We start from the raw sequence: 25,991 nt of genomic DNA on the forward strand, positions 1-25,991 counted from the left end.
GCGCGGCTTAGTGCCGCGTCCTCGATCTACACAGGCCGGAAACCGGCCCGCTCCAGCGCCGCGCGAGCTTCGTCCGAGCCGAGCGCATCGAGAAAAGCCTGCACTGCCGGCCGCTGCTTGCGCGCTGTGACCAGCGCGAAGTCATAATGCTCTTCCGCGAGCGGAATGAAACCGAGGCCGACCGCATGGGCGACCGGCGCAATGGTCATGCCCCAGTCGGCGCGGTGCTGTGCGACGGCCGCGGCCACCGCGTTGTGCGAGCGTGGCTGGTTCCAATAGCCTTCCGGGCGCGCACCACCGAGCAGCCGGTCGATCAGGATGCGCGTGCCGGCGCCCTGGTTGCGGTTGACCATGATGCAGGAGGGATCAGCGAGCGCCGCGGCGACGGCGTCCTTCGCGCTGCGGCCTTCGAAACGCTTGTCGCCCTTGCGGAACACGATGCCCTGCATCCGCCGCCAGCCCGGCACGAGCTCGAGTCCTTCGACGAGGTAAGGCGTATTGTAGGCCTCGCTCTTGTCCTCGAACAGATGGATCGGCGCCAGATCGCATTCACCGCGCCGCGCCGCTGCAAGCCCGCCGAGGCTGCCGACGGCGATCGAGCGCACGGTCAGGCCAGCATGCGCGAGTTGCGCCGTGACGAGATCGAGGCCGGTACAATGGCTGCCGACGATGACGAGATTGGGCACCCGCACATGCGGCGTGAACAGCGTCACCTCGGCTTCGGTCCCGGCCGGCATCTGGTCGGCGAGCGCGTCGATGCGCAAAAATCCGTCGGCCTGCGCGAACGACGTGATCGCCCCGGACCCCTTGCCGGAGGGATAGGCGATCAAACCGTCCTTGCCCTCGACCAGCGAGACCATGACGAATTCGGTGCGGCCGAGCTCGGAAGCAATGCGCACCGGCACGGTCGCGCTCACCTTGGCATCGGAGCGTGGCGGCAGTCCCGCGATCTTGCGTAGCACCGGCACGATCATGTCGTGGAAGGTGAACATCGCGGACGTCGGAAAACCCGGCAGGATCACCACCGGCTTGCCGTCGCACACCGCAAGGCACAGCGGCTTGCCGGGCTTGAGCGCAATGCCATGCGCGATGATGCCGGGTTGGCCAAGCCGGCCGATGATGCGATGGGACAGGTCGCCCGCGCCTTTCGACGTGCCGCCGGAGAGCACCAGCATGTCGGCGTCCGCCAGCGCACGGCGCATGGCGGCTTCGAGCTGGGCTTCGTCGTCGGGAAAGGCGCCGAGGAAAACAGCCTCACCGCCGTTCTCGTCGATCGCTGCCGTGACAATCGCGCCGTTGGTATCGTAGATCGCAGCAGGCGCGAGCACCTCGCCGGGCTGAACCAGTTCGTCGCCGGTGGAAATCACGGCCACACGCGGCTTACGCACGACGCTCACCTCGGCAATACCGCAAGCCGCCAGCATACCGACCTCGCGCGAGCCGATGATCCTGCCGGCGCGCAGCAGCGCCTCGCCGCCCGCGATATCGGATCCTGCGTAGGAGACGAATTGCCCGGGCGAGGCCGCACGACGGACGTCGATCGCATCCGATCCCGCCGGCTGGGTGTGTTCGACCATGACCACGGCGTCGGCACCGCGCGGCAGCGGACCACCGGTGGCGATCGGCGTTGCGGTTCCCGACACCACTTGCAGCGCCGGTGCGGTGCCGCAGTGAATGGTCTCGCCATTCAACCCGAGGCGAACCGGCGCGCCTTCGCCGGCCGCGGCAAGGTCCGCCGAACGCACCGCAAAGCCGTCGACATTGGAACGATCGAACGGCGGCACGTCGATCGGCGCAGTGATGTCTTCAGCGAGCGCCGTACCGAGCGCGGCACCGAGTTTGCGCGTTTCACTCGGAAGCGCGCGCGGGAACAGCACGGCCTCGAAGCGAGCCAGGGCCTCCTCGCGGGAAAGGATTTTGAGGAACTGCTCCTGTTCGAGCGCGCTGCGGACTTGCGGTTGCGGGATCATCGTCATGCCAAAACCCATATCATTCCCGCATCAGATAGGCATCGACCGGCGCGCCCGCCGCAAATCCCTCGTGGCTGGCGGGAACAATTAGCCATGCATCGGCGCGGGCAATTGCGTGGAGCGGCCATTCGCCTACCGCAAGCGGCACCCACGCGTGATGTTCCTCGGCCAGCAGGACCATTTCGGCGATGCCGACGCTGGATGCAATCTTGCCCGCGAGCGGCAAGGTCGTCCGTCGGCGCGGCAGTCGCGCGGACAGCCGGTCGATAAGCGGCAGCACGAGGGCGAGCCAGACCGCAAGCGCATGGCCCGGCGATCCGGGCAAGGCAACGACAGGAACCGTTCCGAGCCGCCCGACCGCGGCGGTGCGTCCGGGCTGGAGCGCAAGACCATGGGCGATCACATCACCACGCTGGGCCAGCGCCGTGATGGCGGCATCCTTGCGACCGACACCGCTGCCGCCGACCGTCAGCAGGAGATCGCAGGCAGCAGGGCCGAATGCCTCCGCGATCGATCCCGCATCTCGCGCGCCGGCCTCGTGCGTTTGCACATCCAGCCCTGCGGCGCGCACGATGTCGGCAATCAGATGCATGGTCACCGTTGCACCTGGTACATTGACAATGCGCAGCCGCGGACGGCGCACGCTCATCCGGTCCAGTCCGGCGGCGCGCGCGAGCAACAGAGCGGCAAAACCGACTGGACACCCTTCTGCCGCGACAGGCGTGCGTCGGTCGATGTCGCTTCCAGCGCGCCTGACGCCTTGCCCCGGCACGCCCTCCGCCAGCACCTGGGCGAGTGGGCCCGACAACTCGATTGCGTCGGCATCGAGCACGCAGTCGCATCCCGCCGGCATCGCGTCGCCGGCATCGACCCAAGCGGGCGCCGTTGTCAGAAGCAGTGGTGAATAGGAGGACGCACCGACCAGATCATTGGCGCACAACGCCCAGCCATCCGCGGCAGCGACGTCACGAGACGGTTCGGCCGCAAGCAGCGGATTGGCCGCCGCGATACAGCCGGCCGCTTCAGTCAGCGGCAACTCCAACGGCGCAAGCGGATCAGGCCCCATCAGCAACGCGGCGAGGGCAGTATCGAGCGGCGTCAGCGATGGCGGCAGGCGCTGGGTCATGCGCCATGATGGACCATGCATCGCCCGGTTTGGCAACCGCTAGCGATGCGAACGTCAGCCGCCCGACTTGTCCGCATTGGGGAAGAACAGCTGTTGTCCGTCCACCTTGTATCCGGCGATCGCCGCCTGCCCGTCGGGCGAGATCAGCCAATCGACGAAGTCTTGCGCCAGCTCCTTCTTCACGTTCGGAAACTTCGCCGGGTTCACCAGCATGACGCCGTACTGATTGAGCAACCGCTTGTCGCCTTCAACGACGATGTCGAGATCGCCGCGCTCCCGACAAGCGATCCAGCTGCCGCGGTCGGACAGCACATAGGCGTTCGCCGTGCGCGCCGCATCGAGGGCGGAGGCCATGTCCTGCTTGGCTTCGCGATACCAGGCGCCCCTGGTGCTGGCGATGTCGATGCCGGCGACGATCCAGAGCGCGAGCTCCGCGGCATGCGTGCCCGAGCGGTCTGCGCGCGTCACGAACGGCACGCCCTTGGCCTCGATCGCCTTCAGCGCGGTCGCGATGTCCTTGCCCTTCACGCCGGCGGGATCGCTCTTCGGCCCGATCAGCACATAGTCGTTGTACATCACGTCAAAGCGCTTCACGGCAAAACCGTCGGCAACGAATTTCTCCTCCTGCGGCCGTGCATGCATCAGCACGACGTCGACTTCGCCCCTTCGCGCCCCGTCGAGAACCTCATCGGCGCGCCGCGCGATCACCGTCACGTCGATGCCGGTCTTTTCACGGAAGATCGGCAGCAGATGATCGAGCAGGCCGGACTCCTGTGTCGCCGTCGTCGAGGCCAGGACGATCGCGCGGTCCTCCGCGGATGACGCCGCAACGCCTGCGGCAAGGCCGCAGAGAAGCGCGAGTGCTACGGACAGGCGGCGGACGGCCATGATCGGGTTCTCCACTGGCTAAACGCGATCATGATGATGGTGGATTGCGCCGCACTCGTGACGCGTTTGCACATTGTGCCCGCCGCATTCGGGAAATTCCGGCAATGCGCCCCGCCGATGACCGCAAAGCTCGCACCACGCGAGCGATTCAGGATCGTTCACCAAGGCAGAAATCGCGCGTGAGGATGTGTTGCAAAGCAGCGAGATGATCGGGCATGGTCATGGCGGACAAATCTTGAAATGCAGAATTCCACCTGCGTCGAACGTCAAAAAGAAGCAAGAATTTGCATAGGAATGCAGGATGGAATTCCTGACGACCAGCGAAGCCGCCGACTATCTTCGGCTCGGCGAACGCAAGCTTTACGAACTCGTCACCACAGGTGCGATCCCCAGCACCAAGGTGACTGGGAAGTGGCTCTTCCCGCGGCACGAGCTCGACCTCTGGGTGCTGTCCGGGCTGGCGCGTCCGGCCGGCATGCTGATTGCGGAGCCGCCGCCGGTGGTCGGCGGCAGCCAGGACGAGCTTCTGGATTGGAGCCTGCGCGAGTCCGGCTCGGGCCTGGGATCGATGAGCGAGGGCAGCGCGCGCGGGCTCGAGCGCTTGCAGCGCGACGAGGTGATGGCTGTGGCCATGCACTTCCACAGCCTCGATGCCGACGGCAATCTTGCCGCCAGCGCCAGTGCGACCGTCCTGCGTGACGCTCCGGACCTGCATGATGCATTGCTGGTCGCGTTCGTGCGCCGCGAGCAGGGTCTCGTGCTGCCGCCGGGCAATCCCAAGCGGCTGCGCGGCCTCTCCGACGTGCTCGCGCTCGGTGCCAGGATGGCGATGCGACAACAGGGCACAGGCGCGCAGATGCTGCTCGATGTGCTGCTGAAGCGCGCCGGCGCCTCGACGCGCGATCTGCGCCGGATCGAGACGCCCGCCCTGACCGGCCCGGATCTGGCCGAGATCGTCCGCGCGGGGCAGGCCGATTGCGGGATCGCGACGCGTGCGGCAGCGCGCTCGGCCGGCCTCGATTTCGTGCCGCTGGTTTGGGAGAATTTCGACCTCGCGATGCGGCAGCGCAGCTATTTCCGCCCCGGCATGCAGGCCCTGATCCGGTTCCTCAGCGAAAAACGCTTGCGGCAGCGCGCCGAGGAGCTGACCGGCTACGACCCCTCGCCGGCCGGACAAATCCGCTTCGCGGCCTGACGTTGACGCCCGCCCCCAAATAGTTGCAAAAGAAACCAATTCAGCCGGGCCATACCCGGAGGCATCACCGGCCAACGCGCCGGGTCAGGGGAGGACAACGTGAAGCCAACGAGATTTGGACTGCCGGTCGCTGCCGGCTTTGCAGCGACGTTCCTGGCGGCGACGCTGCTGCCGGGCACGGCGTCGGCGCAGGTGTCCGACGACATCGTCAAGATCGGCGTGCTCACCGACATGAACGGTCCGGCCTCGGCCCCGACCGGCCAGGGCTCGGTGACGGCGGCGCAGATGGCGATCGACGATTTCGGCGGCACCGTGCTCGGCAAGCCGATCAGCATCGTCGTCGGCGACCACCAGCTCAAGGCCGACATCGGCGGCGCCATCGCGCGGCGCTGGTACGACGTCGACCAGGTCGATCTGATCGTCGACGTGCCGGTCTCCGCGGTCGGGCTCGCGGTGCAGAACATGGCGAACGAGAAAAAGCGCCTGTTCATCACCCACTCCACCGGCACTGCGGATTTCCATGGCAAGTTCTGCTCGCCTTACGCGATCCAGTGGGTGTTCGACACCCGCGCGCTCGCGGTCGGGACCGCGGACGCCGTGGTCAAGCGCGGCGGCGACAGCTGGTTCTTCATCACCGACGACTACGCCTTCGGCCATTCGCTGGAGCGTGACGCCTCCGCGGTCGTGACCGCCAATGGCGGCAAGGTGCTGGGCTCGGTGCGGCCGCCGCTGGCAACGCCCGACCTCTCGTCCTTCGTGCTGCAGGCGCAGGCCTCCAAGGCCAAGATCATCGGCATCGCCGCCGGGCCGCCCAACAACATGAACGAGATCAAGACCGGCTCCGAGTTCGGCGTGTTCAAGGGCGGCCAGCAGATGGCGGCGCTGCTGGCGCTGATCACCGACATTCACGGCATCGGCTTGCAGGCTGCCCAAGGGCTGTTGCTGACGACGTCGTTCTATTGGGACATGGACGACAAGACGCGCGAATGGTCGAAGCGCTATTTCGCCAAGCTGAACAAGATGCCGTCGATGTGGCAGGCCGGCGTCTATTCGAGCGTGATGCACTATCTCAACGCCATCAAGGAAACCGGCACCGACGATCCGCTCAAGGTCGCGGCCAAGATGCGGGAAAAGCCGATCGAGGATTTCTTCGCCCGCAACGGCAAACTGCGCGAGGACAATCTGATGGTGCACGACCTCTGGCTGGTGCAGGTGAAGACGCCGGAGGAGAGCAAATATCCGTGGGACTATTACAAGATCCTCACGACGATCTCGGGCGACAAGGCGTTCGGGCCGCCGGACCCGGCGTGTGCGATGGTGAAGAAGTGACCGCGTAGCGAGAGAGGTCGTCATGGCCGGGCTTGTCCCGGCCATCCACGATCTTTCACACGGCACCAAGAACGTGGATGCCCGGGACAAGCCCGGGCATGACGGCTGTGGGTATACTCCGCGCTACTTCGCCACGCCGATCTCGCGAAAGTACTTCATCACGCCGGGATGGATCAGCTCGGGCTTCGGCGCGGCCGCGATCGTGTTCGCGGCCGTGGTCTCGCAGGCTTGCGCGAGCTGCTTGCAGAATGTCGCCTCGACAGCGTGAAGCGTCTTGGCAAGGCGATAGGCGAGATCATCAGGCAGATCTTCGCGGGTCAGGACAAAACTCCAGGAGCCGAGCGAGGCGATCGGCTCGGACTGCTTCGGGTAGCTGCCGGCCGGCACGGTGAGCGGCTTGAGGAACGCATGTTTGGCGCGGATGCGCGCGATCTCCTCGGCACTGGGCGCGATGAAGCGCGCGCCTGACGCACTCGAGGCCACCGCCGCAAAGCCGGGCCAACCGATGCCGGCGCCCCACAATGCAGCAACACGACCATCCTCGACCATCGCAGGGCCGTCGCCGGCACGGTCGAGATAAACAGCCTTGAAGTCCTCGTCCTGCCTCAACCCGAGACCGTCGAGCACGTAGCGCGCCAGGATTGGCAGGCCCGAACCTTTGGCACCGAATGCGACGGGCTGGCCGACGAGATCGCGGATGGTCCTGTACGGACTGTCCGCGCGCACAACGAACATGCCGGGATTGGAATAGATCGCCGTGAGGATCTTCAATCGCACCGGCGCGCGGCCGATGCCGGCGAAGGCCTCATAGGCCGGCTCGCCCGCGACCAGAGCGAGATCGAGCTCGCCCTTCTCCAGCAGCGGAATGTTCTCGTTGCTGCCCTTGGTGTTGCGGGGCGCGATGGTGATTTGCGGATCGGCCGCGTTCATCACTTGCGCAAAGGCGTTGCCATAGAGCGGAAAGCCGCCGCCGGGCGTCGCGGTGCCCAAACTGATCGTCGTGGTCGGAATGGCCGTGCCTCCGGTTTGAGCTGCGGCGGGGCTTAACAGCAGCGCCGCGCCGAGAAGAAGGGTGATTGCGAATCTCATGGTCGGTTCCGGCGGGGGCGCGTCAACATCGACTTGCGACGATGTAGGCAGCGCCCGGATTTTGTGAAAGCATGCAGCCAACGACAATAGAACAATGGGAGGCTTCATGTTGCGAATTTTGCGTAACAGTATTTTCGGGCTGGTTTTCATTTCAACGCTTTTCAGCGCCGCGCCTCCCGCCTCCGCAGCCGGCTATCCCGACCGTCCCGTGCACTGGATCATCGGCTTCTCCGCCGGCGGCCCGGTCGATATCGTCGCGCGGATCATGGCGCAATGGCTGTCGGATCGTTTTGGCCAGCAGTTCATCGTCGAGAACCGCACCGGCTCGGGCGGCAACATCGCGGCCGCTGCTGCGATCGCCTCGCCGGCGGACGGCTACACGCTGCTGTTCGTCGCGCCCAACAACGCGATCTCGACCTCGCTCTACAAGAAGCTGCCGTTCGACTTCCTGCGCGACACGGTGCCGGTCGCGAGCATCATGCAGCTCACCAACATGCTGGTCGTCTCCAACGCGTTTCCCGCGAAGACGGTTCAGGAGTTCATCGACTACTGCAAGGCCAATCCCGGCAAGATCTCCTTTGCCTCGTCCGGCAACGGCACCTCGGTGCACATGTCGGCGGAGCTGTTCAAGGTGATGACCAAGTGCGACATGGTGCACGTGCCCTATCGCGGCTCGGCCATCGCCTTCCCCGACATCATCTCCAACAAGGTGCAGCTGATCTTCGACAACCTTCCCTCCGCGATGGAGCAGGCGAAGGGCGGCACTGTCCGCGCGTTAGGGGTGACCTCGCCGCAGCGCTGGCCGAGCGTGCCCGACGTGCCTGCGATCGCCGAGACGGTGCCGGGCTTCGAATCGGTCGGCTTCTACGGCATCTCCGCGCCGAAGGGCACGCCGGGCGAAGTGATCGAGATCCTCAACAAGGCCGTCAACGAGGCGCTGAAGGATCCGAAGCTGGTCGCGCGGCTCACTGAAACCGGTGGCATCCCCAAGCCGATGACGCCGGCCGAGTTCGGCAAACTGGTCACCGACGAGACCGAGAAGTGGCGCAAGGTGGTGGAGTTCGCCGGCGTGTCGGTGGATTAGCAGGCGGCCCCGCGGCGGGCCTGTCGCTCGCCGCCAACATTATTTGGGGGGAGCGGCAGGCCTCTCAAAACAAAAGGCGCGAAAACAACCCCATGCACAGTAGAAGACCTGAGCAATCACAGCGGGTTACGGAGGCCGAAAAGCAAGCCCGCCGAACCAACGGGTTCCCTCAGGGCATTTGACCCGTCGGGCAAAACAGGCGCATAAGTACACCCTCGCAAGATTTCGGTAATTTGGAAGCCCCGACCCTGCAGCGCCTATGTCCAGGTCGCCAGCGCCGGCATTGCACCCCCGCCTCCCTCCCTGTAAACGAACCGCGCACCGTTGCCGGCCGCCTCCACAGGCCGTCTCGCGGCGGGGCCTGTAGCTCAATGGTTAGAGCCGGCCGCTCATAACGGTCTGGTTGCAGGTTCGAGTCCTGCCGGGCCCACCACTGGAATCAGTGACTTGTCGATTTTGATATTTTCTACACCGCCAGAAATTCCGACAGAATCAAAAACGATCTTCGCGCAAATAACCAAGTCATCCCAATGGCAAATACTGGAGCCGGCCGTGCGCTACGGCACCCTTGCAGGTGTTGCCTACAACGGAAAGTCTGCACGCACGATCTCTGCTGCTGTTCGATGATCGGACATTCGTTGGCGACGTCCGCAATATGCGGTCCAAAGGCCAAGTAGTTCGTCGCGTGACAGGTGACGTTACGAACCGCCAGCACCCGCCTCGTCATCTTCAGCCTGGAGAATGGTTTCCGATAGCAGAGCCGCCGCCTTTTGAAGTGGGCGTATAAAGCGATCCAACTCGATGAAACTGACGCGAGCGGCCGGCACAGAGACACCGAGGCATGCGATTAGCTCTCGCTGCGGCGACAAAATAGGGACAGCACAACCCACAACTCCCTTCACATATTCTTCGTTAGTTTTAGCCCAGCCGCGCTGCCGCGTATCCTCGAGAACCTTCATCAGCGCGTGGAATTCTACGATCGTGGTTTCTGTGTACTTGGTGAGATGCAACGCGCGGCAAAGCTTCACGCGGGCGCGCTCGGGCAATCTACTCATGTAGATCTTGCCGGTAGAGGTGCAGTGTAGTGGCGCGGCTTCTCCGGGATTGAACTGAAGGCCTTGCGGCTCCGAAACGCGAACGCTGTCGACGTAGGCAACGACATTGTCGCGAACCACGCCGATCTCGCATTGCTCGCCGATTTCCCCTGCGACCGCACGAAGTACCGCGTGCCGCCGCGCCGTGCGAAATGCTGCACCGATGACGGAGGCCGATAACGTGACGAGCTGATTTCCCACGACGTAGCGCTTGGTGCCGAGCGCCTTTTGAAGCAGGCCGCGCTCCTCCAGATTTCCGATGAGCCGATGTGCGGTCGGAAGAGGCAGAGAGAGAGACCTGCCGATCTCAGCCACGGAGACGGCTTTGCGTTGGTCGGCAACGAACCGCACGATCGCGAAGGCGCGATCCAATGGTCCATCCTTTTCAACTCGCTTGATCATTTTTCCGGCCTTGAAAATAGGTAGCGGAATCAATGTGTACCGGCAAAGTTATCATTTTTCGGAATAGAAACTATTGAAATATGAAAATTAATGTTGTTGAAAATCGCAAAGCTCATATCCTTCGCGTTGCCGGTGATTGACCAAGAATGTCGCAACGGAGTCTCACCGTTCCGAAAATTTCGCTCCGCCGCTTGGCCGAGAGCCAAGTCTCGACGGCGCGCTCAACAGGAGATGTGCATGTCTCGTCACTACGACGTGGACGCGGTGAGGAAGGAATTCCCCGCTGTCGAACGGATGGTCTATCTGGACTCCGGGTTTCAAACGCCGCTGGCGCGCCCGGTGAAGGATGCGATCGAGCTTTTTCTCCGCGAAGGCTTTGAGACCGCCGGCCCCAAGAGCGTTTGGCTCGATCGCGTCGAGCAGACCCGGGCCAAGGTCGCCAGATTTCTCGGCGTGACCGCGGACGAAATTGCCTTCACCAAAAACACGTCGGAAAGCATGAACATCGCGGCAAACGCTCTGCCGCTGAAGGCTGGCGACAACATTCTGATGATCCACGGCGATCATCCGAACAACGCATATGCCTTCCTCAACCTGCAACGCAAAGGCGTGGAAGTCCGATTCATTCCGATGACGGAAGTTGTCAACGCCGAAAGCTTTCGGCCGCTGATCGACGCGAGGACGCGCGCCATCTCGATGTCGCATGTGACCTTCCACGCGGGTCACCGGTTCGACATCGAAAGCGTCGGTGCGTTGTGCGCCGAGAAGAATCTCTATTTTGTCGTGGACGTCATGCAGGCGATCGGCGTGGTGCCGATTGACGCCAAGTCGATTGGGGCGAGTTTCATCGGTTCCGGAAGCCACAAAGGATTGCTCGTCCCGCAGGGGCTCGGGCTGCTTTACTGGGACAAATCCCTTAGCGAACTCGAACCGACCTATCTGGCGGCCGCCAGCCTTGCCGCAGTCCCGGGCGATCTCATCGCGCGTCCGGACCAAATGGATCCGTCTTCGGCAGCCAAGCGCTTCGAACTGGGTAACTTCAATCTGCCCGCCGTCCATGCGCTTGGCGCCTCGCTCGATATGATCGAGCAGATCGGGGTGCAAAACATCCAGAACCATTGCTTCGATCTCGGCGATCACTTGATTGAGCGCCTGGTTGAACTGGGAGTACGCCTCGTTGGTCCGCGCGAGCGAAAGAACCGCGCCCCGCATATCTACGTCATCGCTTTACCCGCGTCGGACTGGCTCGGCCATTTTGAGGAGAATGGTGTGCGTGTTTCGCCCGAACGTGATGGCATTCGCGTTTCGCTCGGCATGTTCAACACCGCCACCGATATCGATCGCCTGATCGATGTCATTCGCCGGCGAGGGCACAGGCGCCCCTCGGTCGCAGCCTGAATTCGACAATTAACGGGAAGGGATGAATCATGAAAAAGCTTGTGCAGTTGCTCGGAGTTCTCCCGACGCTTCTGGCCGTCAGCGCCAGTCCGTCCACGGCCGCCGATAGCCCGACGCTGGATAAGATCAAATCCAGTGGCGCGATTACGATCGGTTACCGCGAAGCGTCGATTCCGTTTTCCTATCTCGGGGCCGACCAGAAGCCGGTCGGCTTCTCACTCGATCTTTGCGGCGCCATCGTCGATCGCATCAAGGAAGACCTCAAGCTGCCTAGTCTGAAGATCAACTATACGCCGGTAAATTCATCGAACCGCATTCCCCTGATCCAAAGCGGAACGGTCGATATTGAATGTGGCGGTACTGCCAATGACAAGAAGCGGCAGGAACAAGTGTCCTTCTCAGTGGCGACGTTCGTCAGTCAGCCGCGGTGGCTGGTCAAGACGGATAGCGGCGTGAAGTCTGCCTCCGATCTCAAGGGCAAGACGATCGTGGTGACCCAGGGCTCAAATGCGATCGGCTTCGCGCAGGGCGTGAATGCAAAGGAACAACTCGGCCTCCGCATCGTCCAGGCCAAGGATCACGCCGAGTCATTCCTGATGCTCAATACCGGACGTGCGGCCGCATTCATGGAAGATGACATTCTGCTGGCGGGCCTCAAGGCGGCGGCGCCGAACCCGAACGCCGTGGCGTTCCTGCCTGAAGGATATTCTAAGATCTATTACGGGCTGATGTTTACGAAGGGCGACGCCGGGTTCAAGACCCTTGTCGATGACGTCCTCTCCAAGCAGATGGCATCGGGTCAGTTCGAAAAGACCTATGCGAAATGGTTCAACAGCCCGATTCCGCCGAAGAGCGAAAATCTTGCGTTCCCGCTCTCCGACGCGCTGAAGGATCGGATTGTCCACCCCAGCGATGCCGTCGATTGATGGACGGAGCTGATTGTCTCGCTCGTTCGCACCTGCAACCTGGGGGCTCGCGATGTTCGGAGTACTTTTTGAACAAACGGCAGACGGCCAGCGCTATATCGACTGGCTTCTGTCGGGCCTCGGCTGGACCCTGGCGTTGGCTTTCTTCGGCTGGTGGATAGCTTTTGGCATCGGAGTCGTCGTCGGCGTCGGTCGCACGGTCAAAAATCGCCTGTTCTCGACGCTCGCCCGGCTCTACGTCGAGATATTTCGAAACATCCCCGTCCTGGTGCAGATGTTCCTCTGGTACTTCGTTTTCCCGGAGGTGGTGCCGAGCGCCATTGGAAATGCGATCAAGGAGATGCCGCCGCCCTGGGCCTCTTTCTTCCCGGCACTGCTTTGCCTTGGGCTCTACACGGCCTCCCGAATCGCCGAGCAGGTTCGGGCCGGAATCGAAGCCCTTCCGCGGGGACAGGTTGAGGCTGCCAATGCGCTCGGCCTCGGGGGGTACCCTACCTATCGATACATCGTCGTCCCGCAGGCTTTGCGCCTCATTTTGCCGAGCCTGACCAGCGAGGTGATGGGCATCTACAAGAACACCTCTGTTGCCCTCACCATCGGTTTGATGGAGCTGACCGCACAGGCGCGTCAAATCAGCGAAGCGACGTTCCAGACCTTCTCCGCATTTGGAGCAGCGACAATTGCCTATCTCTGTCTCGCGCTGATTGCGTATCGGGGCATGACGCTGATCGACCGAGCCGTCCGCATCCCCGGCACCACGCCTGCCAAGCTGGCTGTCGATCCGGAACTCGCCGATGTCCAGCAAGCAGGCGCGTTGCCTGGCGCCATGGAGGCCGTGAAATGAATGCGCTCGATTTTTCGATCATTGCACAGTCCTGGCCGTACCTTTGGTCGGGCTTGCTGTTCTCGCTGTCGCTGACCGCGGCGGCCTTCGCGATCGGCATGGTTCTCGGGACCTGTCTTGCTTTGGTGCAGCATTTCGAGCTTCCGGGTCTGGCCCAGGTCGTGCGCGCCTACGTCGCGTTGATCCGCTCGATCCCGCTGATACTCGTGCTGTTCTGGTTCTTCTTCCTGGTGCCGATCGTCCTTGGTCATCTCAGCGGGAGCGGCCGACCGATTCCGATCAGCGCTACCTACACGGCCTTCATTACGTTCGGGTTGTTCGAGGCCGCTTACTACTCCGAGATTATCCGTGTCGGGTTGCGCGCGGTGAACAAAGGGCAATTCGAAGCATGTCAGGCGCTCGCTCTGTCCACCTATTACACCTACCGCCAAATCGTGCTGCCGCAGGTGTTCCGCGTGGCCAGCCCGATCATCCTGAGCCAGACCATTATCCTGTTCCAGGACACGTCGCTGGTCTACGTGCTTTCGCTCACGGATCTATTGGGGGCCGCGTCCAAACTCGCGCAGCTCAATGGTCGCCTTGTCGAAATGTATCTGTTCGTGGCGGTGGTCTATCTGGTCATCAGCTCTGCCGGCTCGCAATGCGTCGCGAGCCTCCGCAAGCGATACTCACTTGCCAGCCGATAATCATCTTTCAGGAATTGGGAGACGAGCATGCCTCATGAGAATGCCAGCAACGCCGGCCAGTCTGCGGCAATCATCGTCGTCGAGAATATGGTCAAGCGATTCGGCAGCTTCACCGCGCTCAATAACATCAATCTTGAGGTCGGGCGGGGCGAGAAGATCGTGCTTTGCGGACCTTCCGGCTCAGGAAAATCGACGTTGATCCGGTGCATCAACCATATCGAGAAGCACGACGGAGGCAGAATAGTCGTCGACGGCGTCGAGTTGACCAATCGTGTTGCCGATATCAACGGTGTGCGCTGTGAAGTCGGGATGGTGTTTCAGAACTTCAACCTGTTTCCGCACCTTACGGTAGCCGAGAATTGCATGCTGGCCCCGATGAAGGTTCGCGGCATTTCACACTCCGAGGCACGTGATCGGGCGCTTGGTCTGCTCAACAAGGTCCGTATTCAGGATCAGGCAGACAAATATCCCGCACAACTTTCCGGTGGCCAGCAGCAACGTGTTGCGATCGCGCGTGCGCTGTGCATGCAGCCCAAGATCATGCTGTTCGACGAACCTACCTCCGCGCTTGATCCCGAAATGGTCAAGGAGGTGCTGGAGACCATGGTCGATCTCGCGAGGGAAGGCATGACGATGGTGTGCGTAACCCACGAAATGGGTTTTGCGCGCCAGGTCGCCGATCGCGTCATTTTCATGGATCGGGGAAGCATCGTGGAAGAAGCCGCGCCGGAACCGTTCTTCCGAGCTCCACGCACGGAGCGAGCAAGGAGCTTTCTAAACCAGATCATCCACTAGAATATCTGGGTCGGACCCACTCGCCGACACAGGGCTCGACTAACGCTTGCTAGGGTTTCGCTAATTCAATTTGCCAAGCCATCGATTTCGCGCCACCAGAAATCCGGCAGAAACCCCGTGAACAAACGCGCACAAACGTGAATGATCTTGATCGGGAGCCACTGATTTTGCTCGAGTTTCCCGCCAGGTTGCCGCGCTCATAACGGTCTGGTTGCAGGTTCGAGTCCTGCCGGGCCCACTAGCGATTACAGGGGTGCAAGCAGTCGACCGCATCTCGAAACTGCATCTCGCTCCTGCTGATAATCAATCAAACGCTAGGACCAGTTTTCCCAGGTGCCCACCCCGCCGCAAGCTCTCCATCGCCTTTCGATAGTCTCTGACCGGAAAGCGCTCTGCGACCAAAGGACGTAACCCTTCCAGTTCAAACAGGCGGGCGAGTTGCTCGAAGCTCTCCCGGCTTCCGGCCGCCGCGACCAGGAATTTCGCGGCCCTGCGAATCGCCTCGAACATGTCGAAGACGACCATCCGTCCCGACGCATAGCCCACGAGGTGAATTGTGGCTCCTCCTGATGCAGCAAGCAGGCTGCTGGCTACTGTTTCGCCTCCCGCAACATTGACAATCACGTGGGCGCCGGCACCGCGCGTGAGTTCAAACAATTGCTGATGCCAGGAATGATCATCCGACACCAGAACGTCCGAAGCGCCGAGGCGGCGGAGGCTTTCCCGGTGTCGGTCAGTTCGAACCAGCGAAATGACCTTCGCCCCTGCCGACCGTGCAAGCTGGACCGCCGCGATCGAAACGCCGCCGGTTCCCTGCACCAGCACGTTATCACCGGGGTTCAAGCTCCCATTAACGAATAGGGACTGCCACGCCGTTACAGATGCAATCGGCAGCGTTGCCGCTTCTTCGAACGTAAGGTGCCGAGGAGCCATCACGAAGTCCTCTTCGGACGCGCACATTAGCTCGCGCAACACGCCGTTGCTTGGTCCACCCAAGCGACGAGCCGCTACCTCTCGGCGAATCGGGCCATACTTCCAGTCCGGAAGGTACACGGCACATACCCGGTCTCCGACACGAAAGCGTCGAACGGATTTGCCTGTGGCGACCACTTCGCCTGCACCATCCGAGATTGGTATCAGCGGCGGTCGGACCTCGATGTGATAGTCGCCATCGGCGATGGCGAGATCGCGGTAATTCAAGGCCACAGCCTTCATCGCCACCACAACGTCGTGGTCGCCCGGCGTGGGATCCGGCAGATCGATCTCGACCAGACTATCGAGCGCAATACGCTCGACATAGGCGTAAGCCTTCATCGTTCACCCCGTATCCTGCCGAACTAGGCGTTAGCGGCTTCGAGCAGCAGGTCCGCCGTCTCCTTCGGACTTACCACCATGGTGTCGTGGCCGCAGGGAATTGACCGGAATCGCCATTCGCCGCCGCGCTTGGCACGCTCAGCCTGTTTCGGGTAACCCATGATATCGGCAGGAGGGTTGGTCGCCAGGATATAGGTCTTCGGTAGTCCCGCAGCCCCTCCATTCACCAGTCGCAGGGGCTGCAGAAAGGTCTGAACCGGATGAGGGGTCATCATTCGCTTCAACCATTCGACGTCCGACGGCTCGCTCACCCCGATGAGCCCGGGGTCCGGCGCGCCGATCCACTCGCCGTCCTTGGCAAGGGAACGGAACCAGTCGCGCTTTTTCGCCGCCTCTTCCGCTGTGGTGCCGGGTGCATGCGACGCAAAATCGTCGCCGTCGCCGGGGACCGCCGCATCGAGATAGACGATGTGCTTCAGGCGCGAACGCAGGCGGTCGGCAACGCCGGTAACCACCATGCCACCGTAGGAGTGGCCGACCAGGATGACGTCGCGCAAATCGTTATATGTGATCACGCGAACAATATCCTCGATGTGGGTATCGAGCGAAGGCGGCGGCGACCGCAAATGTCCGCGCTCGCCCAAACCAGTCAGCGTCGGCGCGAACACCGCAATCTCGTTCCGCGGGTTCAGACAGGACGCCACCCGGCTCCAACACCAGCCGCCGTTCCAGGCGCCATGAACAAGGACAAAATTCAACCTACTCACCGTTTCCTCCTGCTGCATGTCTGTGACTCAATTTGCTTCGATGACCATTGCCGAGCGCATCGCCGGCAAGGCGGCGACACGATCGTGAAAGTCGTTCAGGACCGGGCTGAGAGGGATGCGAAGCATCCCGAGCCATCTCGTGAAAACAAAAAGGTAGAAGTCGATGCCCGTCCTGCGTCCGAGAACCCAGCCGCGGGCCGCCAGTTGCTTCTCGGCCACCGAGAGCGCGCGCAGAAGATATCGCGCCGTGTGCAGGCGGGCATTCTTCTGGTCCTGCTCTTCCTTTCCAACAAAACGCTCGGGCCGGAACAGTATCCTGAACAGCGGATGGACGGTCCCGCCCAGGAAACCGATCCAGTGCGATACGGCGACCCGCTCCTCGGCGCTTTTCGCGAAGCAATCCATTCGCTCATGCCTGAGGGAAAGATATTCGAAGATTGCGCCGGTCTCCCGCAGGACGATCGAACCGGCGTGGAGAACCGGCACCTGCCGAAGGGGACTGAGAGCGGCAAAGCTCTCGTCCCCTGCGCCCTCCGGGGTCATCTCCAGTCGGACGGGCTCAATCGGATGCTCGCACTCGACCAGCAATGCCAGAGAGGCGATCGAGCACGAAAATCTGGTGAAGTAGAACTTGTCCATTGGGTATGTCCCGACATGCCGATCAGGAGAAAAAGACGTCGGAGCGCGTTGCGAATTCCTCGACAGTTCGCCGAAACGATCGACTTAGATACTCGAATGGCCAAGGGCCGAGGCTCACGCGCGATACACCCGCGGAGGCAAGCTCCGCGACGGAGGGGCCGCCCGGCATCATCATGATGTTCAGCGGAAGATCGATCGAACGACTTAATCTTCCGATCAACGGCAGTTCGGTCAGACCGGGGACGAACAGCCCGCTGGCGCCGGCTGCGCGATAAAGAGCGCCGCGCCTGATCGCCTCATCGACGAGAGTGTCAGTTTGTTTCTTTTCGAGAAGGACCCCGTCAAATCGGGCATTGATGAAGAGAGGAACATCTCTCTGGGCGGCCACGGCGCGAGCGCGCGCGATCTTCTCGCAATGCTGCTCGGCTTCGACGAGAAGCCGCTCGCCTCGCGAGAGTCCGTCCTCGAGGTTGATACCGACCGCTCCGGCGACAATCACTCGGTCAACGGCATCGGCAACCTGCTGCGGAGAATCGCCGAAGCCCGCTTCGAAATCAACGGTCAGCGGCACGGACACCGAACGGCTGATGCTTTCGACTGCCGCAAGCAGCAAATGAAGCGGTACCTTCTGGCCGTCGTTAAATCCGACCGACTCGGCAAGCGAGTGGCTGCTGGTCGCAACCGCCGGGTGGCCGGCGGCCTCGCAGACCTTCGCTGACCAGGCATCCCATATGTTGACCAGGACCACCGGATTATGCTGCTGGTGAAGGCCCGCGAACCTGTCTGCCAGACTTTTCATGTTTATCTTTCTCATGTCTCACCTTGCCACTTCATGCATGCCCGCCGGTCTCCACAGGACAACTCGTCGAACATTTACCGGCTCCACTGCATTGGCCGATGAACTGCGCAAACAGGTCAGCAGCCCTGTTCAGAGTCTCGCGCGACGCGCCCCCGCGTGCCTCGACGGACAGCCAGAAAATCATGCCGAGACAGACCTGCGTAAGCGTCGCCGCTGACGCTTCCGACGTCGCAGCACGGACGCGATGCGCCACCGCCCGGGAGATCTCCATGCGCACATTTGCGATTGCAGCGCTCACGGCCGGCTGTCGATCGCGAGACGGCATCAGCGTGAGCAGCACACAACCGCGCTCCGCCGGCGGCTCGGGTGAATAGATCATCACGAGCCGTCGGAGCATGGCCTTTATCGAGTCTTCGAGCGAGGCTCTACAGAGCTCCTGCAATGCCGCACGGATCTCACACCCGTGGCGCTCGACCGCGGCGCAAATGATGCTTTCCCTGTCTCCGAAAGCAAGCCGTAAACTCGGCCGATTGATGCCCGCTCCCTGGCTGAGTTCGTCCATGGTAGCGCCTTCAAGACCGCGTGCCAGGAGCACATCTATGATGCCGTCCAGAGCCTTCGCACGATCGAACTTGCGCGGTCGGCCACGCAGTCGCCTTTCGGCACGCTCGTCGACGTTAAAGCTGTTTGATCCCTTGGGCATCGTTCGCTCGCGCGTTCGGCTGTCGATGTTCAGGAGCGCCTCTCAGACGGTCAGCACGACCTTTCCCACCGAGCGGCGCTCCGCAACTTTCCCCAAGGCCTCGGCCGCCTTTTCCAACGGATAGCTCGCCGTCACCTCGATCTTCAGCAAACCATCATCCACCATCCGAGCCAGTGCCTCCAAACCGGTGTGGTTGGGCTCGACAAGATACCAGGACGTCCTGACCCCGAGCTTCTCCCCTTCACTCCTCAGCTGGGGTGCCCAAGCGGCCTGCGCACTGATAAGAAGGCCGCCGCGACGAAGCGTCCTGAGCATCTGAAGACAGACCTCACCGCCGACGAGCTCGATCACAACGTCGACGTCTGCAATCTGATCTTCGACGGCGCAGATCGTGTAATCGATCGTCACGTCGGCACCTAGCTCCTCAAGGAACCGGCGCTTGGCGCCGCTTGCGACGGCGACAACGTAAGCGCCTCGCGCCTTGGCAATCTGGACGGCGAGGTGTCCGACGCCGCCCGCGGCGCCGTTGATCAGGACCCTGTCACGAGGCCCGACCTTGGCGATGTCGACCAGCATTTCCCAGGCTGTGAGTCCTGCAAGCGGGAGTGCGGCAGCTTGTTCGAAGCTCAGGCTCCTTGGCTTGAGGGCAAGGTGGCGCGCCGGCGCCACCAGATACTCCGCATAGGCATTTGCAGCACGGGGAAACCAAGGCATTCCGAACACCTCGTCCCCAACCCGGAAGCGCGTCGTACCATAGCCCACTTGCTCGACGATGCCGGAGACATCCCAGCCGGGGACGTAGGGTAGGCTGAGGGCTCGCATGTATGCCTTCCCTTGCGCTGTATAGACATCCACCGGGTTGATACCTGCGGCCTTGACCCTGACCAGCACTTCGGTCGGCAACGGCGTCGGCCGAGCAATCTGCACAAGCTGCAATCGATCCGGACCTCCCCACTCATTTTGCTGAATGGCGCGCATTAGGGATTCAGGATTGGGCAAGGCACTGCTCCACGTTTCGAATGTTGACAACGCTACGGACAGGTCCGTATCTTTGTCAAGTACCAAACCTCGGAGGATTGCACATGTTGATGACGATACCGCAAACGACCGGCCGGCTTGACGGCAGCGCCGACATCCTGACCACCGCTGAGATGAAGCAGATCGTCTCGGAGCTAGCCCGCGTGAAAAGCGAGCAAGACATCGAGGCGGCGCTGGCGATTTACCATCCAGAAGGCGTTCTGCAGTCGCCGCCGATGGGGGCGCGCTCGCAAGGAGCGGATGAACTCCGCCGCGGCCTTGAGATATTTTTCAGGTTCGCGCCGGACTATTCGGTGCAGCTCACCGGACAAGCGGCGGACGGTGACACCCTCTGCAGCTGGGGCACGATCAGCTTTACGCCCGCCTACAGCTTTCACGGAGCAAAGCCGAACGGCGCGCGCGTGACGACCCCGGTTTTCATCCTGTTCCGGTTCAAGGACCGCAAGATTGTGTGGGAATCCTTCCACTTCGACCTCGCCGACGTTGCTCACCAAGCCGGTGTGCCTGCCGAAGCTTATCGGCGGTCATGAGCGAATGGCGGCAAGTCGACGATGCTTGCCGCCAGCCGCCCTTGGTATTGCAGGGAACAAGCCGAGCAGCTAACACAGCCCTGCAGAATGACGGATTGGACAAAATGTCGTCTCCCCAGAAGCGTGGCCTTGCGGTTCGAGATAAGATCCTGAACACCGCGGACGAGTTGTTCTACCGCGACGGCATTCGCGCGATCGGCGTCGACACGATCGTCGAGAAATCCGGCGTTGCGAAGACGAGCCTCTACCGCTGGTTCCCCACCAAGGACGATCTGATCGCGGCCTTCCTGCAGCGGCGAGATATGTTGTTCTGGCAACAATGGGACAAGATCGCGGACAAGCATAAAGAGGATCCCACCGCTGAACTGCTGGCGCAGCTCCGCTGGATCAGTCAGTACGTGGCGAGCCCCGAATACCGCGGCTGCCCGTTCCAGATTGCCGCGACAGAATTCCCCGACCTTGGCCATTCCAGCCGGGCGATTTGCATCGGAAACAAGCAGGAGCTGCGACGACGTCTGCTCGACCTTGCTCGGAAGATCGGCGTCGATGAACCTGCTGTGATTGCCGATCAGCTTCTCTTGCTGATCGATGGTGCTTTCATCAATACCCTGCTCTTCGCCAAGTCGGGTCCGGCGAAACAGCTGGCCAAGGCCGGCGCTCAGTTGATTGGCGCATAATCGCAGCTTGCGGCCCTACCCTCCGCCTGATGCTACTTCCGCCCCGGGATTTTCAGGCGCGTGAGGCGATCGGCGATTGCATTCAGGAAATCCGCGGCTTCAAAGACCTGCGCGGGCGTCGCGACACCGCCGCCTCCAGCGTCGTGGCAAAGCAAACGTTGCGTCGTTTCTGCGACGATGGGAGCCGTGATGCCGTAAATGTCACGGCCGGTTACCACGGACTGCGCCCGGCCTGCGTGGCCCACGGCCTCAACTTCGATCATGAACTCGGTGCTGTCGAGCCCGCCGGCTTGCGCCGCGCCGGCAAACGTTGCAACGCTCATCACGGCCTCGACGTTCGGCACGCCCGAATGCCGCGGCAAGAGGATGATTTCGGGGGCGGGATAACAATCGATCACATCGGCCCCGCCTATCGGCGCCGGGAAATGATGACGGGATATCAGCGGGGCGCCTTCGGTCTTTACGAGGCTGCCGTTCTGATGCCGGAATTGCCTTCCCCGCAACCCGGAAGCGGCGAGCGCAGAGCCTCGCGTCATCCTCCACGAACTCAGATAGTATGCAATGCGGACCCGATTTGCCCCAGGCACCGCTCCAAGCGCAGCAGTCGCAAGGAGGTCGGAAAGCGCTCCGAAGAATCCGGTTGCCGGAAGGATGTAGCGATTGGCTGCAACGGCGGCCTCGTGCAATTCGCCACACAAGTGCTCTACCACCGGTGGCTCGCCCGTGATGTCGATGTAGTGAACTCCGCGTTCGACAGCCGCTTTGGCCAGCAAGGGGGCCGTGGCGCCGAACGGCCCGGCACAGTTCAGGACGACGGCGACACCTTGCAGGAAGCCGTTCAGCGCGGTTTCGTTCGACAGATCGAGCTCGGCAAACTCGTAGCCCAGTTCGCTTGCGAGTCGGGCGGCCGTCGTATTCCGCGCGCCCAATCGCGCCTCGATCCCACGTCTTCGCAGCTCACGGGCTATCAAATTCGCCGTGTGACCGGAAGCTCCATAGATGGCGACAGACGGTTCTCTCACGTGGAGATCTCCAGTAGACATGGACCCTCTACGACGCTACAGACCTGTCCGTCTCTTTGTCAAGGATGCCGCGATGAGCAGTCTTACCCTCTACTCCCACCCGCAATCCGGTCATGCTCACAGGGTCGAACTGCTTCTTTCCCTGCTTGAGTTGAGTTACCGGCGGCTTGACGTGGATCTGGCCAAGCGGGCCAATCGAGCGCCCGAATTCCTGCGGTTGAATCCTTTGGGCGAAGTGCCACTGTTGATGGACGGCGAGCGCCGGATTGCGGAGTCCAACGCAATACTCGTCTACCTGGCACGACGAGAAAACAGGACTGATTGGCTCCCCCTCAACGCTGCCGGCCTGGCAAACGTCGAGACCTGGCTCAGCCGCGCAGCCGACAAGCTGTCGTACGGTATCGCGAAAGCTCGCTTGATCAAATTATTCGGGCTGAAAGGCGATCTTCAGGAAGCCCAAGCGCGCGGTGTCCGGCTCCTTCGCGCTGCCGAGGAGCATCTGGGCGCACAACCCTATCTGGTCGGGCACCGTCCCACCATCGCCGACCTCGCCATCTATAGCTACGCGGCTCTTGCGGAGGAGGCCGGGATCGATATGAGCAAATTCCGCCAGGTCGCGGCTTGGATAGGGACAATTGAGAGCTTGCCAAAGTTCGTTCCGCTGCGCCGGGTAGGCACAACCCCGCCGCCGGGCCTGTAGCTCAATGGTTAGTGCCGGCCGCTCATAACGGTCTGGTTGCAGGTTCGAGTCCTGCCGGGCCCACCAGCCTTCGCTCGCTTCGCGAGCTTCGGCTCGGCAAGCCAGCGCTACGAACTCCCAGCGAAGCGAACGAAGGCTGTCACGTCGAAGCCCGCAGGGCGAAGGGGACTGACTGGTCGGAGTGCGTTGCCGAGGGTCCCGCTTCCGCGCGACGATAAGCTTTGTGCACTGTCACCGTAATCCGTATTTTTCCGCGATCTTGTCGCCAAATGAAAGCTCATCAGCCTCCATGATTATCAAACCGGTGTCTTTTGACAGCATCCGTCACGCACGATTCAAATCTTGTTTTTTTGACCTTGGGGCAGGCAAACATCCGCCCACGTGGTCGTTGCCACCGTGCGCGGCGATGAACATGGCGACGGCCGACCGGCAATAGGATTCGATTTCGTTGTCGTCCTCTGCTCTCGCCTGATCGAAGCGTGCGATCATCAGGAGATCGGATCCTTTGAAAAGCGCGGCAAACAAGCGGGCGGACCGGAGAGGATCGGGCACGTTCAGAACCGCCCTCGCGTGCAACTGACGCAACATGGCCTCGATTTGGGCGATGACATGGGCGGGGCCGGCTTCGTAATGGAGCTTGCTTAACGACTTTTGATTTGTCTTGTCGGCCATGACCATGGCTTCGACACTGCGGACGTCTGATCTCAACAGCGTGCGAAGCAGGGATGATCCCACCGCCATGAGCTGATCTTCGACCGAACCGTCGACGCCTCCAAGAAGGGCCTGTGGTGCAAACAACTGATGGCAGCCGGCCGCGAGGGCCGCGCTGAACAGCGCCTCCTTGTTCTCGAAGTGCCTGTAGATGCTGAGCTTGGATATCTTCGCGCGCTGGGCGACCTTGTCCAAGGTCGTCGCTTGAAAACCCAATTCCACAAAGAGTTCGCTCGCGGCGTCGACTATCGTTTGGCCAAGCGCCTCGTTGGCGGGCCGGCCGCGCCGGCCCTGGCTTTTTTCGATCACGACAATTCCAGTACTTGACAGTATCATATTTCTTGCATTACGATACCACATAGTATCTGAAATGTGCAAGCCAATGGGTAGGTTTTAACCTGTCCTCCCACGGAGCCCATCACCATGGATGACGTCATCATCATCGGCGGCAGCTTTGCCGGTCTCGCCGGCGCCCTGCAGCTCGGCCGTGCCCGCCGCAAGGTCACCGTTCTCGATACCGGCCTGCCGCGCAACCGCTTCGCCGGCCACTCGCATGGCCTGCTCGGCCACGATCACAAGCCGCCGATGGACATCCTGGCCGAGGCGCGGCAGCAGCTGGCGCGTTATCCCACGATCAAGCTGGTCAGTGCCCGGGCCGAAAGCGTTTCCGGCGCGATCGACGATTTCAACGTCCTCACTTCCGATGGCGAAAGCTTTGGGGCGCGGCGCCTGATCCTGAGCTATGGCGTCGTCGACCAGATGCCTGATGTTCCGGGCTTTGCCGAAGGCTGGGGCACCTCCATCGTCCCCTGCCCCTATTGCGACGGCTTTGAAGTCGCCGGCCAGCATTGGGGCCTCGTCTGGTCCGGCCCGCAGTCGCACAATCAGGTCAGGCTGTTCCACGATTGGACCGACAGGTTGACGCTCTTCGCCGATGGTCACGACATTCCGCCCGATATCCGGGCCGATCTGGCGCGCCGCAACATACCTGTCGTCGATGGCCGGATCACCGGGATCGCCCAACGCGGGGCCCATAACGCCACCGTCAGACTCGATACCGGCCCCGATGTCGCGGTCGACATCCTGTTCGCGCATCCGCGCAACAAGCCGTCCGCAAGCCTGCATGAAACACTGGGCCTCGCCACGGTCAAAACACCCCTCGGCATTATACTCAAGGTCGACGAGCGCCGCGAAACCAGCATGCCCGGCATCTACGCCGCCGGCGACCTCGCCAATCCCATCACGCCTCCATCGGTCACTCTGGCATCATCGCACGGCGCGATGGCGGGTATCTTCGCCCAGCAGTCGATGCTGGTTTGAGTGCAGGCGCCACTCCGAAGTCAGGATCTCCGATGACCGACGACCTTCCCATTGTGCTCCTCCACGGCTCCGCCACCGGCTCCCACTCCTGGGCCGCGGTCCGCACGGGTCTTGAGGCGCACGGCGCCAGGGTGTTGGCACCCGACATGCTCGGCTACGGACGGTCGCCGACACCGAGCGAGGCGTGGCAGCCAAAGGACGAGGTGGCCCACCTGCGCAGCTGGCTCGACATGCAGGGCGTCGGCGCGTTCCACCTCGTCACCCACTCGCTCGGGGCATTTTTCGGACTTCACCTGCGGCTGGCCGTCGGATCCCGCGTGGCGCGGCTCACGTTGATCGATCCTGTCGTCGTCAGCGTGCTGCGCGCGCCGGAGGAGGAAGACGCCCTGCGCGAGGTGCAGACCCTCTACGATCGGTTCATGCGCGCGTTGCCGGATCACGGTGCGGCCGCCTGCCTGTTGATGGAGCACTGGAGCGGCGCCGGCGCGTGGAACGCGCTGGGCGAGAAGGGGCGTGCGCTGGTTGCACGGCTCGCACCGCGGCTACGGCTCGAGATGATCGCCAGCGAAGCCGACCGGACCACGCTCGCCGAGTTCACCTCGACCGCGGTGCCGACCTCGGTGCTCGTCGGCGAACGAACGTCGGCCGCTCCGCGGTCGGTGAGCCGTCTGCTCGCGGGAGCGTTCGACGCCCGCACGGTCGTTGTCCCCGGGGCTGCACACATGATCCCGCTGACCCACCCGGCCGCGGTCGTCGAGGCGATTCACGCCGACATGGTGGCGTCGTGAGCCGCGCCGAGCAGAAACGGCACAGTCGAGACGCGATCGTTACATCCGCGGGCACTTCTCGATCCTAGTCGGTCGGCCTCGAACAGCCCCGTCAACCAATTAAACTCCAATTCCAGGAGTCGCCAGTGAAGTTGTTCGGTCACACCACTCTCATTAC

26 protein-coding genes and 2 tRNA genes are annotated in these 25,991 nt (G+C 62.3%); 15 read left to right on the top strand and 13 right to left on the bottom strand.

The genetic code is table 11. The annotated features are described in order from the left end of the window. Positions 1-26 precede the first annotated feature (26 nt). Genes IVA88_RS10960 through IVA88_RS10970 form a run of 3 tightly spaced genes read right to left on the bottom strand, consistent with a single transcriptional unit; the run spans position 27 to position 3,984 of the window. Entirely contained in the window at positions 27-1,976 is a 1,950-nt protein-coding gene (locus IVA88_RS10960) for a molybdopterin biosynthesis protein (protein WP_247497302.1), read from the bottom strand. 13 nt (positions 1,977-1,989) lie between these two features. Continuing rightward, positions 1,990-3,096, bottom strand: coding sequence for a molybdopterin-binding protein (locus IVA88_RS10965; RefSeq protein WP_247497303.1), 1,107 nt, complete (start codon positions 3,094-3,096; stop codon positions 1,990-1,992). A 54-nt stretch (positions 3,097-3,150) separates the two neighbouring features. Beyond that, a complete protein-coding gene (locus IVA88_RS10970; RefSeq protein ID WP_247497304.1) occupies positions 3,151-3,984 on the bottom strand; it encodes a substrate-binding domain-containing protein in 834 nt (277 codons plus the stop codon). 301 nt (positions 3,985-4,285) lie between these two features. Between IVA88_RS10970 and IVA88_RS10975 the strand changes: the two genes are divergently transcribed. Both IVA88_RS10975 and IVA88_RS10980 read left to right on the top strand, forming a co-directional pair. Beyond that, positions 4,286-5,179, top strand: coding sequence for a helix-turn-helix transcriptional regulator (locus tag IVA88_RS10975; RefSeq protein ID WP_247497305.1), 894 nt, complete (start codon positions 4,286-4,288; stop codon positions 5,177-5,179). Positions 5,180-5,278: 99 nt separating this feature from the next. Beyond that, positions 5,279-6,508, top strand: coding sequence for an ABC transporter substrate-binding protein (locus IVA88_RS10980; RefSeq protein ID WP_247497306.1), 1,230 nt, complete (start codon positions 5,279-5,281; stop codon positions 6,506-6,508). 123 nt (positions 6,509-6,631) lie between these two features. On the opposite strand, the gene IVA88_RS10985 is transcribed toward IVA88_RS10980, so the two are convergent. Beyond that, a complete protein-coding gene (locus IVA88_RS10985; RefSeq protein WP_247497307.1) occupies positions 6,632-7,597 on the bottom strand; it encodes a TAXI family TRAP transporter solute-binding subunit in 966 nt (321 codons plus the stop codon). Positions 7,598-7,703: 106 nt separating this feature from the next. Here IVA88_RS10985 and IVA88_RS10990 point away from each other — a divergent pair, with 106 nt between their 5' ends. Both IVA88_RS10990 and IVA88_RS10995 read left to right on the top strand, forming a co-directional pair. After that, entirely contained in the window at positions 7,704-8,681 is a 978-nt protein-coding gene (locus IVA88_RS10990; protein ID WP_247497308.1) for a tripartite tricarboxylate transporter substrate binding protein, read from the top strand. A gap of 357 nt (positions 8,682-9,038) precedes the next feature. Next, a tRNA-Ile gene (locus tag IVA88_RS10995) sits at positions 9,039-9,114 on the top strand. Between the two features lie 265 nt (positions 9,115-9,379). On the opposite strand, the gene IVA88_RS11000 is transcribed toward IVA88_RS10995, so the two are convergent. Beyond that, positions 9,380-10,177, bottom strand: a complete 798-nt coding sequence (locus tag IVA88_RS11000; RefSeq protein ID WP_247497309.1) for an IclR family transcriptional regulator — start codon at positions 10,175-10,177, stop codon at positions 9,380-9,382. 237 nt (positions 10,178-10,414) lie between these two features. Between IVA88_RS11000 and IVA88_RS11005 the strand changes: the two genes are divergently transcribed. Genes IVA88_RS11005 through IVA88_RS11025 form a run of 5 tightly spaced genes read left to right on the top strand, consistent with a single transcriptional unit; the run spans position 10,415 to position 14,826 of the window. Next, on the top strand, positions 10,415-11,575 hold the full coding sequence (locus tag IVA88_RS11005; RefSeq protein WP_247497310.1) for an aminotransferase class V-fold PLP-dependent enzyme: 1,161 nt from the start codon (positions 10,415-10,417) through the stop codon (positions 11,573-11,575). A gap of 29 nt (positions 11,576-11,604) precedes the next feature. Beyond that, positions 11,605-12,501, top strand: a complete 897-nt coding sequence (locus tag IVA88_RS11010) for an amino acid ABC transporter substrate-binding protein (RefSeq protein WP_247497311.1) — start codon at positions 11,605-11,607, stop codon at positions 12,499-12,501. Between the two features lie 52 nt (positions 12,502-12,553). After that, the gene (locus tag IVA88_RS11015) at positions 12,554-13,345 is read left to right on the top strand and encodes an amino acid ABC transporter permease (protein WP_247497312.1); all 792 of its coding nucleotides are present in this window, start codon (positions 12,554-12,556) and stop codon (positions 13,343-13,345) included. Then, complete coding sequence (locus IVA88_RS11020; protein WP_247497313.1) at positions 13,342-14,031, top strand: amino acid ABC transporter permease; 690 nt, start codon at positions 13,342-13,344, stop codon at positions 14,029-14,031. The genes IVA88_RS11015 and IVA88_RS11020 overlap by 4 nt, the downstream gene beginning before the upstream one ends. Before the next feature lie 27 nt (positions 14,032-14,058). Next, positions 14,059-14,826 carry an amino acid ABC transporter ATP-binding protein gene (locus IVA88_RS11025; RefSeq protein ID WP_276577889.1) on the top strand — a complete coding sequence of 256 codons (768 nt, stop codon included), beginning with the start codon at positions 14,059-14,061 and terminating at the stop codon, positions 14,824-14,826. 303 nt (positions 14,827-15,129) lie between these two features. On the opposite strand, the gene IVA88_RS11030 is transcribed toward IVA88_RS11025, so the two are convergent. Genes IVA88_RS11030 through IVA88_RS11055 form a run of 6 tightly spaced genes read right to left on the bottom strand, consistent with a single transcriptional unit; the run spans position 15,130 to position 20,047 of the window. Then, positions 15,130-16,140, bottom strand: coding sequence for an NAD(P)-dependent alcohol dehydrogenase (locus IVA88_RS11030; RefSeq protein WP_247497314.1), 1,011 nt, complete (start codon positions 16,138-16,140; stop codon positions 15,130-15,132). 23 nt (positions 16,141-16,163) lie between these two features. Further along, positions 16,164-16,925, bottom strand: a complete 762-nt coding sequence (locus IVA88_RS11035; RefSeq protein ID WP_247497315.1) for an alpha/beta hydrolase — start codon at positions 16,923-16,925, stop codon at positions 16,164-16,166. Between the two features lie 9 nt (positions 16,926-16,934). After that, the gene (locus tag IVA88_RS11040) at positions 16,935-17,546 is read right to left on the bottom strand and encodes a glutathione binding-like protein (protein ID WP_247497316.1); all 612 of its coding nucleotides are present in this window, start codon (positions 17,544-17,546) and stop codon (positions 16,935-16,937) included. 22 nt (positions 17,547-17,568) lie between these two features. Then, positions 17,569-18,345, bottom strand: coding sequence for an isocitrate lyase/phosphoenolpyruvate mutase family protein (locus IVA88_RS11045; protein WP_247497317.1), 777 nt, complete (start codon positions 18,343-18,345; stop codon positions 17,569-17,571). 31 nt (positions 18,346-18,376) lie between these two features. After that, positions 18,377-19,048 (bottom strand): TetR/AcrR family transcriptional regulator, encoded by a 672-nt coding sequence (locus IVA88_RS11050; RefSeq protein WP_247497318.1) that lies wholly within the window; start codon positions 19,046-19,048, stop codon positions 18,377-18,379. A 42-nt stretch (positions 19,049-19,090) separates the two neighbouring features. Beyond that, positions 19,091-20,047 carry an NADP-dependent oxidoreductase gene (locus tag IVA88_RS11055; RefSeq protein ID WP_247497319.1) on the bottom strand — a complete coding sequence of 319 codons (957 nt, stop codon included), beginning with the start codon at positions 20,045-20,047 and terminating at the stop codon, positions 19,091-19,093. An 83-nt stretch (positions 20,048-20,130) separates the two neighbouring features. Here IVA88_RS11055 and IVA88_RS11060 point away from each other — a divergent pair, with 83 nt between their 5' ends. Continuing rightward, a complete protein-coding gene (locus IVA88_RS11060; RefSeq protein WP_247497320.1) occupies positions 20,131-20,616 on the top strand; it encodes a nuclear transport factor 2 family protein in 486 nt (161 codons plus the stop codon). 104 nt (positions 20,617-20,720) lie between these two features. After that, the gene (locus tag IVA88_RS11065) at positions 20,721-21,293 is read left to right on the top strand and encodes a TetR/AcrR family transcriptional regulator (protein WP_247497321.1); all 573 of its coding nucleotides are present in this window, start codon (positions 20,721-20,723) and stop codon (positions 21,291-21,293) included. A gap of 32 nt (positions 21,294-21,325) precedes the next feature. Here IVA88_RS11065 and IVA88_RS11070 read toward each other — a convergent pair whose 3' ends face one another. After that, positions 21,326-22,336, bottom strand: coding sequence for a saccharopine dehydrogenase NADP-binding domain-containing protein (locus tag IVA88_RS11070; protein ID WP_247497322.1), 1,011 nt, complete (start codon positions 22,334-22,336; stop codon positions 21,326-21,328). Positions 22,337-22,388: 52 nt separating this feature from the next. Here IVA88_RS11070 and IVA88_RS11075 point away from each other — a divergent pair, with 52 nt between their 5' ends. Beyond that, positions 22,389-23,015, top strand: coding sequence for a glutathione S-transferase N-terminal domain-containing protein (locus tag IVA88_RS11075; RefSeq protein WP_247497324.1), 627 nt, complete (start codon positions 22,389-22,391; stop codon positions 23,013-23,015). Then, positions 23,006-23,081: transfer RNA gene (locus tag IVA88_RS11080), tRNA-Ile, on the top strand. Before IVA88_RS11075 ends, IVA88_RS11080 begins: the two co-directional genes overlap by 10 nt. 258 nt (positions 23,082-23,339) lie before the next feature. On the opposite strand, the gene IVA88_RS11085 is transcribed toward IVA88_RS11080, so the two are convergent. Beyond that, positions 23,340-24,035 (bottom strand): TetR/AcrR family transcriptional regulator, encoded by a 696-nt coding sequence (locus tag IVA88_RS11085; protein WP_247497325.1) that lies wholly within the window; start codon positions 24,033-24,035, stop codon positions 23,340-23,342. A gap of 114 nt (positions 24,036-24,149) precedes the next feature. Between IVA88_RS11085 and IVA88_RS11090 the strand changes: the two genes are divergently transcribed. Both IVA88_RS11090 and IVA88_RS11095 read left to right on the top strand, forming a co-directional pair. Further along, positions 24,150-25,046 (top strand): NAD(P)/FAD-dependent oxidoreductase, encoded by an 897-nt coding sequence (locus tag IVA88_RS11090; protein ID WP_247497326.1) that lies wholly within the window; start codon positions 24,150-24,152, stop codon positions 25,044-25,046. Between the two features lie 32 nt (positions 25,047-25,078). Beyond that, entirely contained in the window at positions 25,079-25,834 is a 756-nt protein-coding gene (locus tag IVA88_RS11095; protein ID WP_247497327.1) for an alpha/beta fold hydrolase, read from the top strand. The last annotated feature ends 157 nt before the right edge of the window (positions 25,835-25,991 follow it).

The organism is Bradyrhizobium sp. 149, assembly GCF_023073915.1.
Classification (GTDB): domain Bacteria; phylum Pseudomonadota; class Alphaproteobacteria; order Rhizobiales; family Xanthobacteraceae; genus Bradyrhizobium.

Coding starts and splice junctions, on each gene's coding strand:
- IVA88_RS10985 (WP_247497307.1), bottom strand. CDS start 7,597: ATGAGATTCGCAATCACCCTTCTTCTCGGCGCGGCGCTGCTGTTAAGC.
- IVA88_RS10960 (WP_247497302.1), bottom strand. CDS start 1,976: ATGACGATGATCCCGCAACCGCAAGTCCGCAGCGCGCTCGAACAGGAG.
- IVA88_RS11070 (WP_247497322.1), bottom strand. CDS start 22,336: ATGTCTACTGGAGATCTCCACGTGAGAGAACCGTCTGTCGCCATCTAT.
- IVA88_RS11025 (WP_276577889.1), top strand. CDS start 14,059: ATGCCTCATGAGAATGCCAGCAACGCCGGCCAGTCTGCGGCAATCATC.
- IVA88_RS11005 (WP_247497310.1), top strand. CDS start 10,415: ATGTCTCGTCACTACGACGTGGACGCGGTGAGGAAGGAATTCCCCGCT.
- IVA88_RS11010 (WP_247497311.1), top strand. CDS start 11,605: ATGAAAAAGCTTGTGCAGTTGCTCGGAGTTCTCCCGACGCTTCTGGCC.
- IVA88_RS10965 (WP_247497303.1), bottom strand. CDS start 3,096: ATGACCCAGCGCCTGCCGCCATCGCTGACGCCGCTCGATACTGCCCTC.
- IVA88_RS11040 (WP_247497316.1), bottom strand. CDS start 17,546: ATGGACAAGTTCTACTTCACCAGATTTTCGTGCTCGATCGCCTCTCTG.
- IVA88_RS11050 (WP_247497318.1), bottom strand. CDS start 19,048: ATGCCCAAGGGATCAAACAGCTTTAACGTCGACGAGCGTGCCGAAAGG.
- IVA88_RS11075 (WP_247497324.1), top strand. CDS start 22,389: ATGAGCAGTCTTACCCTCTACTCCCACCCGCAATCCGGTCATGCTCAC.
- IVA88_RS10975 (WP_247497305.1), top strand. CDS start 4,286: ATGGAATTCCTGACGACCAGCGAAGCCGCCGACTATCTTCGGCTCGGC.
- IVA88_RS10970 (WP_247497304.1), bottom strand. CDS start 3,984: ATGGCCGTCCGCCGCCTGTCCGTAGCACTCGCGCTTCTCTGCGGCCTT.
- IVA88_RS11090 (WP_247497326.1), top strand. CDS start 24,150: ATGGATGACGTCATCATCATCGGCGGCAGCTTTGCCGGTCTCGCCGGC.
- IVA88_RS11020 (WP_247497313.1), top strand. CDS start 13,342: ATGAATGCGCTCGATTTTTCGATCATTGCACAGTCCTGGCCGTACCTT.
- IVA88_RS11000 (WP_247497309.1), bottom strand. CDS start 10,177: ATGATCAAGCGAGTTGAAAAGGATGGACCATTGGATCGCGCCTTCGCG.
- IVA88_RS11065 (WP_247497321.1), top strand. CDS start 20,721: ATGTCGTCTCCCCAGAAGCGTGGCCTTGCGGTTCGAGATAAGATCCTG.
- IVA88_RS11030 (WP_247497314.1), bottom strand. CDS start 16,140: ATGAAGGCTTACGCCTATGTCGAGCGTATTGCGCTCGATAGTCTGGTC.
- IVA88_RS11035 (WP_247497315.1), bottom strand. CDS start 16,925: ATGCAGCAGGAGGAAACGGTGAGTAGGTTGAATTTTGTCCTTGTTCAT.
- IVA88_RS11095 (WP_247497327.1), top strand. CDS start 25,079: ATGACCGACGACCTTCCCATTGTGCTCCTCCACGGCTCCGCCACCGGC.
- IVA88_RS11015 (WP_247497312.1), top strand. CDS start 12,554: ATGTTCGGAGTACTTTTTGAACAAACGGCAGACGGCCAGCGCTATATC.
- IVA88_RS10990 (WP_247497308.1), top strand. CDS start 7,704: ATGTTGCGAATTTTGCGTAACAGTATTTTCGGGCTGGTTTTCATTTCA.
- IVA88_RS11060 (WP_247497320.1), top strand. CDS start 20,131: ATGTTGATGACGATACCGCAAACGACCGGCCGGCTTGACGGCAGCGCC.
- IVA88_RS11045 (WP_247497317.1), bottom strand. CDS start 18,345: ATGAAAAGTCTGGCAGACAGGTTCGCGGGCCTTCACCAGCAGCATAAT.